13 protein-coding genes are annotated in these 13,049 nt (G+C 64.3%); 6 read left to right on the plus strand and 7 right to left on the minus strand.

Annotated elements, in window-relative coordinates; all coding sequences use genetic code 11:
• The first annotated feature begins 7 nt into the window (after positions 1 to 7).
• On the plus strand, positions 8 to 1,531 hold the full coding sequence (lnt, locus tag MRBLWH12_RS04745) for an apolipoprotein N-acyltransferase (protein ID WP_363546655.1): 1,524 nt from the start codon (positions 8 to 10) through the stop codon (positions 1,529 to 1,531).
• On the opposite strand, the gene MRBLWH12_RS04750 is transcribed toward lnt, so the two are convergent.
• From MRBLWH12_RS04750 to MRBLWH12_RS04765, 4 genes are all read right to left on the minus strand, one after another.
• Positions 1,528 to 1,911, minus strand: coding sequence for an RNA polymerase-binding protein RbpA (locus MRBLWH12_RS04750; RefSeq protein WP_341974867.1), 384 nt, complete (start codon positions 1,909 to 1,911; stop codon positions 1,528 to 1,530). The two genes, lnt and MRBLWH12_RS04750, sit on opposite strands and share 4 nt — an antisense overlap.
• 118 nt (positions 1,912 to 2,029) lie before the next feature.
• Positions 2,030 to 2,806, minus strand: coding sequence for a glycerophosphodiester phosphodiesterase family protein (locus MRBLWH12_RS04755; protein ID WP_363546658.1), 777 nt, complete (start codon positions 2,804 to 2,806; stop codon positions 2,030 to 2,032).
• Positions 2,803 to 3,738, minus strand: coding sequence for an SPFH domain-containing protein (locus MRBLWH12_RS04760; RefSeq protein WP_341974863.1), 936 nt, complete (start codon positions 3,736 to 3,738; stop codon positions 2,803 to 2,805). The genes MRBLWH12_RS04755 and MRBLWH12_RS04760 overlap by 4 nt, the downstream gene beginning before the upstream one ends.
• A gap of 9 nt (positions 3,739 to 3,747) precedes the next feature.
• Positions 3,748 to 4,221, minus strand: coding sequence for an NfeD family protein (locus MRBLWH12_RS04765; RefSeq protein ID WP_363546661.1), 474 nt, complete (start codon positions 4,219 to 4,221; stop codon positions 3,748 to 3,750).
• Between the two features lie 120 nt (positions 4,222 to 4,341).
• Here MRBLWH12_RS04765 and MRBLWH12_RS04770 point away from each other — a divergent pair, with 120 nt between their 5' ends.
• Complete coding sequence (locus MRBLWH12_RS04770; RefSeq protein WP_341974859.1) at positions 4,342 to 5,106, plus strand: SDR family oxidoreductase; 765 nt, start codon at positions 4,342 to 4,344, stop codon at positions 5,104 to 5,106.
• A gap of 96 nt (positions 5,107 to 5,202) precedes the next feature.
• Here MRBLWH12_RS04770 and MRBLWH12_RS04775 read toward each other — a convergent pair whose 3' ends face one another.
• Positions 5,203 to 5,757, minus strand: a complete 555-nt coding sequence (locus MRBLWH12_RS04775; RefSeq protein ID WP_363546664.1) for an HdeD family acid-resistance protein — start codon at positions 5,755 to 5,757, stop codon at positions 5,203 to 5,205.
• A gap of 178 nt (positions 5,758 to 5,935) precedes the next feature.
• On the opposite strand from MRBLWH12_RS04775, the gene MRBLWH12_RS04780 reads away from it, so the two are divergent.
• From MRBLWH12_RS04780 to MRBLWH12_RS04795, 4 genes are all read left to right on the plus strand, one after another.
• The gene (locus tag MRBLWH12_RS04780) at positions 5,936 to 6,334 is read left to right on the plus strand and encodes a helix-turn-helix transcriptional regulator (RefSeq protein ID WP_363551304.1); all 399 of its coding nucleotides are present in this window, start codon (positions 5,936 to 5,938) and stop codon (positions 6,332 to 6,334) included.
• Between the two features lie 5 nt (positions 6,335 to 6,339).
• A complete protein-coding gene (locus MRBLWH12_RS04785) occupies positions 6,340 to 6,750 on the plus strand; it encodes a VOC family protein (protein ID WP_341974856.1) in 411 nt (136 codons plus the stop codon).
• Between the two features lie 35 nt (positions 6,751 to 6,785).
• Positions 6,786 to 9,143: an excinuclease ABC subunit UvrA gene (locus MRBLWH12_RS04790; protein WP_363546668.1), complete on the plus strand. Its 2,358-nt coding sequence runs from the start codon at positions 6,786 to 6,788 to the stop codon at positions 9,141 to 9,143.
• A 137-nt stretch (positions 9,144 to 9,280) separates the two neighbouring features.
• Positions 9,281 to 10,369, plus strand: coding sequence for a serine hydrolase domain-containing protein (locus MRBLWH12_RS04795; RefSeq protein ID WP_363546671.1), 1,089 nt, complete (start codon positions 9,281 to 9,283; stop codon positions 10,367 to 10,369).
• Between the two features lie 418 nt (positions 10,370 to 10,787).
• On the opposite strand, the gene tyrS is transcribed toward MRBLWH12_RS04795, so the two are convergent.
• The gene (gene tyrS, locus MRBLWH12_RS04800; protein ID WP_363546674.1) at positions 10,788 to 11,993 is read right to left on the minus strand and encodes a tyrosine--tRNA ligase; all 1,206 of its coding nucleotides are present in this window, start codon (positions 11,991 to 11,993) and stop codon (positions 10,788 to 10,790) included.
• A gap of 387 nt (positions 11,994 to 12,380) precedes the next feature.
• Positions 12,381 to 13,031 carry a GNAT family N-acetyltransferase gene (locus tag MRBLWH12_RS04805; protein WP_363546677.1) on the minus strand — a complete coding sequence of 217 codons (651 nt, stop codon included), beginning with the start codon at positions 13,029 to 13,031 and terminating at the stop codon, positions 12,381 to 12,383.
• Positions 13,032 to 13,049: the final 18 nt, after the last annotated feature.

The raw sequence follows: 13,049 nt of genomic DNA on the forward strand, positions 1-13,049 counted from the left end.
GGAGCGGATGCCGAACGCTCCCGCGCGCCTGAAGCCGCTCCTGCCGCTCTGGGCTGCCGTAGTCTTCGCGGCGGTCGCCGGCGGACTGATGGATCTCGCCTACCCGGACGTCGCCGCCTGGATTCTCGCCTTCCCCGCCGCGGCGTTTCTGCTGCTGGCACTGATCGGTCGGCGCGCCGGGGGAGCACTGCTCGTCGGCACGGTGTACGGCGTGGTCTTCTTCACCCTGCTGGTCTCCTGGACCTCGCGTTATCTCGGTCCGGTACCGTGGGCCGCCCTCAGCGTCGTGGAAGGCGTCCTCACCGCCGTCGGCATCATTCCGATCGCGTTGGCCTATCGCTGGATGCCACGTGCCTTCCCCGGCACCTCAGGGCGTCTCCTCGGGCTTCCGGCCGTCATCGCCGCCCTCTGGGTCGGTCGTGAGCTCTTCGTCGGCTCCTGGCCGTATGGCGGCTTTCCATGGGCACGCATCGGAATGAGTCAGGCGCAGAGCCCGCTGACGCCGATCTCATCCTGGCTCGGCGTGAGCGGTGTGAGCTTCCTCATGATCCTGCTCGTCGCGATGCTCATCGAAGTCGTCCGCCTGCGCGCCTGGCAGCGGCCGGTGCGGCTCATCGCGCCGGTCGTCCTCGTGCTGGTGATGCTCTTCACCCCGCTGTTCCCGACGTCGCCCACCGGCACGCTGCGGATCGGCGCCGTGCAGGGCAACGGCCCGACCGGTTACTTCGACGTCCGTGAGCCGTACTCGGTGATCCAGACGCAGACCGATGCGACGAAGCCGCTCATCGGCGAGGACGTCGACCTCGTGGTCTGGCCGGAAGGGTCACTCGACGGCGACCCCACCGCGGACCCGACGTTGGCTCGGCGTCTGACGCTGCTATCGACCAGACTCGACGCGCCGCTTCTGGTGAACGCGGCGACGGCGCGCGACGACAGATACTTCAACACCTCGCTGCTGTGGACACAGGCAGGCACGGCGGATCAACTGCACGACAAACGGCATCCGGTTCCGTTCGGGGAGTACGTGCCTGATCGTGCGTTCTTCAACGCACTCGCTCCGGATCTGATCGGTCTGCTCCAACGTGAATACACGCCGGGCACGAACCCGCCGGTCGTCGAGGTGGACTCCGCGACGGTTGGGCTGGCGATCTGTTTCGATGTGATCTACGACGATGTCATCAACGCAGGACTGAACGCCGGTGCGCAAGTGCTGGTCTTCCAGACGAACAACGCCGACTTCCGTGGCACCGACGAGAATCTCCAGCAGCTCGCGATCGCGCGGATGCGGGCGATCGAGACCGGCCGGACCGTGGTGAACATCTCGACGGTCGGCACCAGCCAGATCATTCGCCCCGACGGCTCGACGGTGGTGTCGCTGAACGCAGATGAGGCCGGGGCGATGCTCGAGGATGTCGAGCTCCGCTCCGGCCTCACGGCTGGTGTGCTGCTGGGCCCCTGGGTTCAGCAACTGCTGATGTGGGGCGGATTGGGCGCGCTCATCCTCAGTGGGTGGCGCGCACGTCGGCGTTAGGCGCCGATCTTCTCCCTGGTCGGGTCCTCACCGGCACCGCGGCGGGCGCGGATGAAGGCGAGGCGCTCTTCGAGCAGTTCCTCGAGTTCCGCCCGGGTGCGGCGCTCCATGAGCATGTCCCAGTGCGTGCGCACAGCCTTCTCGTCGGTGACCTCGAGGGTCACGGCCTGACCGTCGATGTTCAGACGCGCGTCGGCGCCGCACGAGCGGCACTCCCAGGTCTGCGGCGGCTCGGCCTCGGCCGAGAACATCAGGTTGGTGACGTGTCCGCACTCGTCACATGTGTAAATGGTCTCGCGGCGTTCCATGAAAACGACGCCCTCTTCGCTCTGTAGGCTCTGGGCGCCGAGTCGGATGCCGCGCAGGCTGCGATCTGCCATTGTGTGGTCCTCTCGTCGTTGTCAGGTATAACGCCTCAGCCTGTGCGCTTCATCCATGTCAGCGACCTTTGGCCTGGATTCACAGTCGAATCTCAGCGCCCAGGGACGTGCGGAGGCGTCAGAACGATTGGAGGGTCTTCACCGCGATGTCGGCACGGTCCGAGACGATGCCGTCGACGCCGAGCCTCACGAGCCGTTGCATGTCTGAGGGTTCGTTGACGGTCCAGACGTGGACTTCCACGCCGTGCCGATGTGCGGCACGCAGGAGGGCCGGTGTGAGCACGCGTAACGTGCCGTGCTTCTCCGGAATCTGCAGCGCGTCGATGTCGCGGAGGAGTCGCGCGGGGGAGAGGCGCACCGAGGACAACCCGCGAAGCGCCGCAATGGTGCGGCTTCCGGCTGAGCTGGCAGGAGGCAGGGCGGCGCCGGCACGTAGCACCGCAGCGATCGTCGCGCGTCGGCGCGCGTCGGAGAAGCTCGTGACCAGGACGCGATGAGTATGGTCGGCGAGGATCGGGCCCAACGGTTCCACGGCGGCGGCGGTTTTCACATCGATGTTGAACCGCGCAGTGGGGAAGGAGTCCAGAGCCTCAGCCACCGTCAGAAGGCCGCCGTGGTCAGCGAACAGTCGGGCGAGTTCGACCGTACTCACCTCATCGACTCGCCGTGGATCGCCGGTAAGGCGCTGAAGTGTCGCGTCATGGAAGAGCACGACGTCACCGTCTGCGGTGACCTGGCAGTCGGTCTCTATGTACTCGGCTCCCGCGGCATGAGCGGCTGCGAAGGCGGCGGCCGTGTTGTCCCAGACACCGGAATCCTCGCCCGCCGCGGTGAGAAGACCACGATGGGCGAGGACTCGAGGATGCCGCGCCTTGCCGAAATAGGGGTGCGTCACACGCCCGGAGGTGGGCTGGTCGGTGGCTGGCCGGATCCGGGACGCGGCGTGAAAGCGGTGCCGATGCCCTTGAGCGCCTCGGTGAGCTCACTCGGGATGATCCACAGCTTGTTGGACTGGCCCTCGCTGATCTTCGGCAGCATCTGCAGGTACTGATACGCGAGCAGCTTGTCGTCCGGAGCACCCTGGTGGATGGCGGTGAAGACGTTCTGAATCGCCTCCGCCTCACCCTGGGCGCGGAGGACGGCGGCTTGCTTGTCACCTTCGGCGCGGAGGATCTCTGCCTGCCGTGCGCCCTCAGCCTCGAGGATCGCGGACTGCTTGGTTCCCTCGGCCGTCAGGATGGCGGCGCGGCGGTCACGCTCGGCGCGCATCTGCTTCTCCATCGAGTCCTGAATGGACAGGGGCGGGTCGATCGCCTTGAGCTCGACGCGGCCGACGCGGATTCCCCACTTGCCCGTGGCCTCATCGAGGACGACGCGCAACTGGCCGTTGATGTTGTCACGGCTGGTGAGCGCCTCTTCGAGATTCAGTCCACCGACGACGTTGCGGAGCGTGGTGGTCGTGAGCTGCTCGACGGCGCCGAGGTAGTTCGCGATCTCGTAGGTCGCCGCTCGAGCATCCGTCACCTGGAAGTACACGACCGTGTCGATCGAGACGACGAGGTTGTCTTCCGTGATCACCGGCTGCGGAGGGAAGGAGACGACCTGCTCACGCATGTCGATAAGCGGGCGGAGGCGATCGATGAAGGGCACCAGGATGTTCAGACCGGGCATCAGGGTCTTGTGGTACCGGCCGAGCCGCTCGACGACTCCCGCAGTCGCCTGCGGGATGATCCGGATCGATCGGGCGATCGTCACCACCACGAAGATGATGATCGCGACCACCAGGATCCAGAGGATCGCGGTCGGGATGAACGAGGAATCGTTCACTGAAGTCTCCTAGTCGTTGACGGGTCGGACGATGGCGGTCGCGCCGCTGACCGCGGTGATCGCGATCGTCGCGCCCTGCGGAATGGGCACACCGGCGGGGGTTCGTGCGGTCCAGGTGTCGCCGTTGCTCAGCTTCACCTGTCCCGATACCTGCGTGATCTCATGCAGCGCGATGCCACGGAGGTCGATGAGGGCGTCGACGTTCGATTTGGTCGGGTCCTCGCCGCGACGAAGGCGCTTGAGCAGCGGCGGACGCAGGAAGAGGATGAAGATCGCGGCGGCTGCGGCGGCGATGATCACCTGCAGCCACACCGGAAGCCCGATGAGATCGGTGACGAGACCGATCGCGCTGCCGAAACTCAGCATCAGGAAGGTAAAATCGAGTGTCAGCATCTCGATCACCAGGAAAGCGGCGATCAGGACGAGCCAGCCGATCCATGCCCACTGGTCGATGAACTGAACGAATGTGGCGAAAGTGTCCATGCGCTCTCCTTTGCGGTCAACCTATCACGCGCCCTGGCTCGGATCGGGTGTCGGGAGTGGGGATTGATAGTGTGAGGATGCCGCGTGATCGCGGCGTCTCACGCATCACAAGGAGTCACCGTGACCGAGCTTCTCCCCGCAGGTTCCCTCGACGGCAAGGTCGCCCTTGTCACCGGATCATCCCGGGGGATCGGCGCCGACACCATCCGGTATCTCGCGGAAGCGGGCGCCGATGTCGTCATCAACTTCCGCAACAAGGCGCCGCGCGCTGAGAAGCTCGCCGTCGAACTGCGCGCTCTCGGGCGGCGCGTCCTCACCGTGGCCGCCGACCTCACCGATCCCGCATCCGTCTCCGACATGTTCGACGCGGTACGCGAGGAGTTCGGGAGTCTCGACATCCTCGTGCTCAACGCGTCCGGGGGCATGGAATCCGGCATGGCCGAGGACTACGCGCTGACGCTCAATCGCGACGCTCAGCTCAACGTGCTGAACGCTGCGCTCCCGCTTCTGGGTGATGGGGCCCGTGTGGTCTTCGTGACCAGCCACCAGGCTCATTTCATCCGGACGACGCCGACCATGCCGGAATACGAGCCGGTCGCCCTCTCCAAGCGTGCCGGAGAAGACGCACTGCGCGAGCTCATCCCTGGCCTCGCCGAGAAGGGCGTCGGCTTCACGGTCGTCTCCGGCGACATGATCGAAGGCACGATCACGGCCACGCTTCTCGAGCGCGCCAATCCTGGCGCCATCGCCGAGCGGCGCGAATCGGCCGGCAAGCTCTACAACGTCTCCGAGTTCGCGGCCGAGGTCGCGCAGGCGGCCGTCGATCCTGTGCCGGCCGACAACACGCGCCTCGTCGGCGATGTGAGTGCATTCGCGGCTGAGTGAACTGAACGCCACCGACCGGCGCCGAGCTGATCGGCAACGGAATCGGCCCCGGTCTGCTGTTGTGCAGAACGGGGCCGATTCGCGTCGCAGGGGCTGTTACGCCGCCTTGCCGAGGGTGATCGCGCGAACGATCTGCACGATGCCGAGCGCGATCAGCGAAGCGGCAAGGAGCAGCCAGAAGAGCGGCACGGCTGCGAACCCGAGCGTGAGGACGGCGATGCCGGCCACGACGCTCAGAAGCGCGTAGAGCAGCGTCCAGACGCGGGAGCCGTCCTGACCGAGCAGCGTGAGGGAGACGACTCCGTCCACGATCCAGCTGATGCCGATGAAGATCACGACGATGATCGCCAGGCTCGCTGCGGCCGCGGTGAGGTTCGTGAAGGCGATGACGCCCGCGACGATGTACAGCAGTCCGAGCACGAGGTGCCCGATACGCGCCCATCCCTTGTTGCCGGAGAAGATGCCGATCCCGACGTAGACGAGTCCGGCGATGATCAGATACGAAGCGAAGATCCCGGTGATGATGACCGCCGACTTCACCGGCCAGATCAGGAGCACGAGGCCGGCGATCAGTGCAAGTGCACCGGAGATCGCGAGCGTGATGCGGATCGACTTGAGAGCCGACCGCGCTTCCGTGAATGATTCGGACATTTTGGGCCCTTTCTGAGAACATCCTGTGAGGTTGGCCTCAGCGTAGCGCCGAAAGGGCCAAGAACAGGGGAGTGGGCGTCTCGGGGCGTTGCAAGACGTCATAGGCGGAGACGCCTGTGCGTGCCAGGATCGATTCGTGACACCTGTCGACGATGCCCGACTCCGTGAACTCGCGGTCATGCGGAAGGTGCGTGATCGAATCGATCGGGACTACGCGCGTCCGCTCGACGTGGAGGCTCTGGCGAGGGGCGTGCATATCTCGGCGGGGCATCTGAGTCGGAAGTTCCGTGAGGCCTACGGCGAGTCGCCATACTCCTATCTCATGACCAGACGTATCGAGCGGGCCATGGCGTTGCTGCGACGCGGCGATCTGAGCGTCACCGACGTGTGCTTCGAGGTCGGATGCTCATCGCTCGGCACCTTCAGCACCCGATTCACCGAACTGGTCGGTGTCTCACCCAGCGTGTACCGTGAACGCGCCGCCAACGTGAACGGGATCCCGACGTTCCAGGCGAAGCAGGTCATCCGACCGATCAGGAATCAAGAAGCGCCCCGCACCGACGCGAACATAGTGTGAACACCATGAATATCAGCATCCATTACGCATTCCTCCCGCACACCGATGCCGAGGCCGCGCTCGCTTTCTATCGCGACGCCCTCGGGTTCGAGGTGCGCAACGACGTCGGTTACGACGGCCTGCGCTGGCTGACCGTCGGCCCCGAGGGGCAGCCCGACACATCGATCGTCCTGCATCCACCGGCAACGGACCCGGGAATCACCGACGCTGAGCGTCAGACGATTCTCGAGCTCATCGCCAAGGGGAGCTACTCGGCGCTGACGCTGGCAAGTGACGATCTGGATGCCCTGTTCGAACGCCTCGTCGAGAAGGGCGCCGACGTCGTTCAGGAGCCGATGGAACAGCCTTATGGTGTCCGTGACTGCGCATTCCGCGATCCTGCGGGAAACCTGCTCCGCATCAATCAGACCGCCTGACCTTCCCCTCTCACTCTCGAACCAGAAGGACACTGATGAGCTCTGCCGCCCATGCAGCCGATACCCATGACCTGATCCGTGTGCAGGGCGCGCGCGAGAACAACTTGAAGGACATCAGCGTCGATATCCCGAAGCGGCGGCTCACCGTGTTCACCGGGGTATCAGGGTCGGGGAAGAGCTCACTCGTCTTCGACACCATCGCCGCGGAGTCGCGACGGATGATCGACGAGACGTACAGCGCCTTCGTCCAGGGGTTCATGCCGTCGGTGCCGCGTCCGGATGTCGATGTGCTGGAGGGGCTGACGACCGCGATCATCGTCGATCAGGAGCGTCTCGGCGCGAACCCGCGTTCGACGGTCGGCACGGTGACCGACGCGAACGCGATGCTGCGCATCCTGTTCAGCAAGCTCGGGCATCCGTATATCGGTGGACCGACGGCGTTCTCCTTCAACATCCCCACGCAAAGAGCGAGCGGTGTGATGACGGGGCCCGGTGGCGAGAAGAAGATCGTCAAGGACGCCATCTATCTCGGCGGCATGTGCCCGCGATGCGAGGGCAGGGGAGCGGTCTCCGATCTTGATCTGGCACAGATCGTCGACGAATCGAAGTCGCTGGACGACGGCGCCATCATGGTCCCCGGATACACAGCGGACGGCTGGATGGTGAAGGGGTTCTCGGCCTCCGGCTTCTATCCCGCCGACAAGCCGATCGCCGATTTCACCGAGAAGCAGCGCCATCTGTTCCTCTACGGCGAGGTCACCAAGGTCAAGATCTCCGGGATCAACATGACCTATGAGGGCCTGATCCCGAAGATCACGAAATCGATGCTCTCGAAGGACATCGACGCGTTGCAGCCCCACATCCGCGCCTTCGTGCAGCGCGTCGCGACGTTTGCCGTCTGCCCTGAATGCGAGGGGACTCGGCTCACTGAAGGAGCGCGATCGTCGAAGATCGACGGGGTGAGCATCGCGGATGCCTGCCGGATGCAGGTGACCGATCTCGCCGTGTGGGTGCGTGGGCTGAAGCTTCCCGAGGCGGCGCCTCTGCTGCAGGCGTTGAGCGCGAACCTCGACGCATTCGTGACTCTCGGACTCGGATATCTCAGTCTCGACCGGCCGTCAGGCACTCTGTCCGGGGGAGAGGCGCAGCGCATCAAGATGCTGCGTCATCTGGGTTCGTCGCTGACCGACATCACTTACGTCTTCGACGAGCCGACGATCGGGCTGCACCCGCATGACATCCAGCGGATGAACTCGCTGCTGCTGAAGTTGCGGGACAAGGGCAACACCGTGCTGGTCGTCGAGCACAAGCCAGAGACGATCGCGATCGGGGATCACGTCGTCGACCTCGGCCCCGGCGCCGGAAGCCGCGGCGGAACGATCTGCTTCGAGGGCGACGTCGCCGGTCTCAAGGCCAGTGGCACGCTCACGGGCAACCATCTGGAAGATCGTGCTGCGATCAAGGCAGAGGTCCGCACCGGCGACGGTGCGATCGAGGTGCGCGGCGCCACGGCGAACAATCTCCAGGACGTCGATGTCGACATCCCCCTGGGCGTGCTGACGGTCGTGACCGGAGTGGCGGGCTCAGGGAAGAGCTCGCTCATCCACGGCTCCGTCTCGAAGCGCGAGGGCGTCGTGTCGATCGACCAGGGCGCGATCAAGGGCTCGCGGCGCAGCAACCCGGCTACGTACACGGGGTTGCTCGAGCCGATCCGAAAGGCCTTCGCGAAGGCGAACGGCGTGAAGCCGGCACTGTTCAGCGCGAACTCGGAGGGCGCATGCCCGAGTTGCAAGGGCGCGGGCGTCATCATCACCGAGCTCGGCTTCATGGACACCATCGAGACCCCGTGTGAGGACTGTGGTGGCAAGCGCTTCCAGGCGGGCGTGCTCGAGTACAAGTTGGCGGGGCGTGACATCACCGAGGTCTTGGATCTGTCGGTGTCAGAAGCCCGCGGGTTCTTCTCGGAAGGGGAGGCGAAGATTCCAGCGGCCGCGGCGATTCTCGGTCGGCTCGAGGACGTCGGGCTCGGTTACTTGTCGCTCGGTCAGCCGCTTTCGACCCTGTCCGGAGGAGAACGTCAGCGCATCAAGCTGGCGATCCAGATGGGGGAGAAGGGTGATGTATACGTGCTCGACGAGCCCACGACCGGTCTGCACCTGGCCGATGTGGAGAAGATCCTCGGTTTGCTGGATCACCTCGTCGACTCCGGCAAGACCGTGATCGTCATCGAGCATCACCAGGCTGTCATGGCGCACGCCGATTGGATCATCGACATCGGACCGGGGGCCGGTCACGACGGCGGGCGTGTGGTCTTCGAGGGGACTCCGGCAGAGCTCGTGGCGGATCGATCGACGCTGACGGGGGAGCATCTGGCGGAGTACGTCGGCTCGTAACCGGGACCGTGTGGATGGCGTTGTGGGCACGGGCGGGGGAGTAGCCGGCCGGATCGGTCCTGTGGTCCCGCCCACAGGATGTTCTCGGTTCCCTTTGAAAGGTCGCGGCGCCGCCTGCTCTCTTCTAACGTCGACACGTGCGTCGACTGCTCTGTGCCATCTCCAGCGTCGTTCTGGTGCTATCGATTGCCGGCTGCAGTAGCGCCGAGCGCGAGCCTGACGAGGCGCTGCCCTCGGCGACGGACGACCGGCTCGCCGCGGCTTTCGACGTCCTCGAGCGTGAGATGGCACCCGTGATCGTGGCCTTTTCCCACGACGGAGCGCCCGCGGTCGTGCGAGAGTTCGGTGCGCTTCGAGATGACGCCGTGGCTCCCGAGAAGTCTCTCGTCGACATCGGGTCGATCACCAAGACGGTGACGGCGGTGGCGGTCTCGAAACTTGTCGAACAGTCCGGAGTGCGCTTCGACGAGACGCTTTCGGACATCTTTCACGAGGTACCCAGTGACAAAGCGATGATCACGGTCGAGCAGCTTCTTACTCATGCCGGCGGCTTCACCGAATCCGTCGGTGACGACGCCGAGGAGATCAACAGAGACGAGTTTCTCCAGCGAGCATTCGCATCTCCACTCGTCGGGACTCCTGGTACGCAATACGCCTATTCGAACGTCGGTTACTCGATACTCGCTGCCATCATCGAAGTGCGCAGCGGCCGATCGTACGAGCAATACCTACGCGACGAGGTACTGGCGCCGGCAGGGCTGGACAGCATCGGTTACTTGTCGTCCTATGACGACGGACGCTCGCTTCGATCCACGGAAGGAAAGAGTGTCGTCGACGCCAGCTGGGGAGGTCATGACGCATCGTGGCACCTTATCGGCAACGGTGGGCTGGTCACGACCGCCGAGAACTTCATCGGCTTCCTCCAGGCCATTTTCAATGGAAAGCTCCTTTCCAAATCATCCGTGGAACGGCTCCTGCATCCTCACATCGCGGAAGACCCTTCCGGCGCGAGTTTCTACGGCTATGGGCTCGTCGTTCAGGACGTCGCGGACATTGGGCGCTTTTACTGGCACGACGGCGGTAACGATGTGTTCTCGGCCGAATGGTCTGTCTACGCGGATCATGACGATGTGATCTTCGTCGCTGGCAGAGAAGCTGTCCCTGGGGCGAGCACCGCGTCAGAAGCCATGAGCGTTCTTCGCGACCACCTTTACGGCGCCTCCTGAGGTTGCGTTCAGCGACGTGTTGCGGCTGCCGCACCATATCGGGTTGTAGCCGATAATGCACATTATGTCAGCTTGATGATTGTCGACCCGCCCTGGATGCGCGTACGCCGGATGGCGCGACTCCCCTCCGGAGTGGATCTTGCGGTTGGCGCACGCGGGGGAAGTAGCTCCGGGATCGGATGGGCGGCGACGGAAACCGTCGTTCGAAACGGCGTCTCTCGATTCTGACCTCAGCACATTCGTTGGAGAAATGATCTGTGGCGGTGCCGCAGGGCGTTCGCAAGGCGACGGCTGCGTGATTTCGATTCCAGTTGCTGGACGGACTCTGCGATGGAAAGCCACGAGCACGCGAAGAGAACACGAGCGACTCCTCCCCCGGTTGCGATGAGAAGCCGCCCTCTGCCTTTCCTGGTCTGCATCAACCACCGTGAACAGCCAGCCTGAACCAGCGCCGCCGCCCGGCCTGCAGCACATCCTCCGCTCCCACGGACACGAGTTCTTCGCCATCGAGCCACTTCACACCATTGATCCGTACGCCTCCATCGGCGATGAGCCTCCGGGCAGCTGACCGTGTGAGCTCAGGACGCGCAGCCTCCACGAGCTGAAGTACGGTCGCATGGTGGAGCACATCGAGTTGCGGCATCCCGTCGGGAAACGCGCGCTCTGAGAACACCTCGAGAAACGTACGCCGCGCTCGCTCAGCCTCCGAGACGGAATGGTGGCGCGCAACGATCGCCTCCGCAAGGTCCAGCTTGGCGTTGCGAGCGTCCACGCCACCGAGGTCGGATCGTTGCGCAAGTTCGCGTACGGCGGCGAGCGGCAGTTCGGTGTAAACCTTCGCCCATACGCCGATGAGATCGTCGTTCAAGGTCATCAGTCGTCCGAACTTGTCGTCCGCCACCTGCGCGAGCCCGACGTAGTTTCCCAACGACTTCGATTGCTTTGGGCCCCCATCGAGACCCGGAGTGATGGTGCTTGTGATGACGGTCTGCGGCCGCTGGCCGTGCTTCACCTGAAGCTCTCGCCCCATGTTCTCGTTGAAAAGCTGATCGGAGCCGACGATCGTCAGATCCGATTGCAGCGCCACGCTGTCGAAGCCCTGCAGCACCGGGTAGACCAGTTCGTGCATCGCGATCTCACGACGCTCCTCGAGCCGCTTCTGGAACATGTCGCGGGCCATCAGCTGACTGTGTGTGACAAGGCTCAGCTCGCCGATCAAGTCGCTGATCGACATGGAGTCGTACCACTCCGAGTTGCGACGGATCTCGAGCACGTCCGGCTCCTGTCGCAGGACGAGGCTCACCTGATCGAGGAATGCCTGAGCATTTCGTTCGATCTGGTCCGTGGTGAGCACGGGGCGGGTGCTGCTGCGGCCGGTGGGGTCGCCGACTCGGGTCGTGGTGTCGCCGAGAAGGAAGACGACGACGTGACCGAGATCCTGCAGGTACCGCATCATCCAGAGATTCACTGCGTGGCCGAGATGCAGGTCGGGCGCAGTGCAATCGACGCCGAACTTGATCCGGAGCGGCCTCCCGAGGGAGAGCCGTTCCAGCAGGTCTTCACGGCCGAAGATCTGCTCAGTCGTGCGGCTCAGTCGGTCGAGCACTTGGTCAGGTGTGGTCATGGAATTCTCCCTCGATCTGTGAGCGAGAACTCCCAGCAGACCCCGCTCGCGTGGAACGCAAGAAAGGTGAAGACCGGATGGTCTTCACCTTGAGGCTCTGGGGTGTGCCGTGTGTCTGGGATCAGCGATGCGCGCGCCGAGGGCTCACTCCAGAGCCGTCGAGATACACCGAAACGATCGCCATGCAAGCAACCATAGCGATCTCCGCTGATGCAGCGTAGCTTTGTGGTCGCCGAACTGATGAACCGTCCATTCCGCCGGGTCCCGACCGGGAGCCGAGGTGCCACTCCCCCTTCGGAGCGGGAACCGTTCGCGTTGCAGCTCAGAGGTGCACTGAGGATGCCGTTCGCGTTCGACTGATCAGATAGCGGTGCAGTTGCGGCAGGACTATCCGTCGATTCCCAACTGGGCAAGGGCCGGCGCTGCGCCGCGAATGGAAATCGACCAATCGGGCCGGACGAAAGACTTCTTCTCAAGGCGCACGCGTTGCTCGTCGACCGACTCCCCCGGGCGCGGAGAGACGCGTGTCACACCATTCAGCTCGTAGCCGAGCTTCTTCGAGACTTTGAGGGACGCTTCGTTCCAACTCGCGGCGCCTGATTCGGCCCACTCCGCACCGAGCGTGTCGAAGGCGAATAGCAGCAGCGCCGCACGCATCTCGGTCCCGAGGCCGTGGCCATGCACCGATTTGGTGAGCCACGACCCGGTGTTCACGGTGCGTCGATTCGCAAAGTCGTATGCGGAAAGGTCCTGCGATCCCACCACGCGACCTTCGTAGTGGACAGCGAACGCAATCGCCCAATTGTGCGCATGGACCCGGTTGCGCAGGCTCCACTGAAAAGACGCGAGATTACCCGGAAGCTCGCTGGGAGCAGCATCGGTCCACGGGATGCTGAAAGGCGTGCGTTCGGGATCATGCACACCGTCGAGCGCGGCCTGCACCAGTTCCGGCAGGTCGTCGTCTCGGACGGGTCGCAACACGAGTCGCGGCGTGGCGATCTCGAGCCCGAACAGGGGCCAGATCTCTTCCAGTTCCATACCGCGACACTATCTCGG

Origin of the sequence: Microbacterium sp. LWH12-1.2 (assembly GCF_040675825.1) — a bacterium.
In the GTDB taxonomy this organism is placed as follows: Bacteria; Actinomycetota; Actinomycetes; order Actinomycetales; family Microbacteriaceae; genus Microbacterium.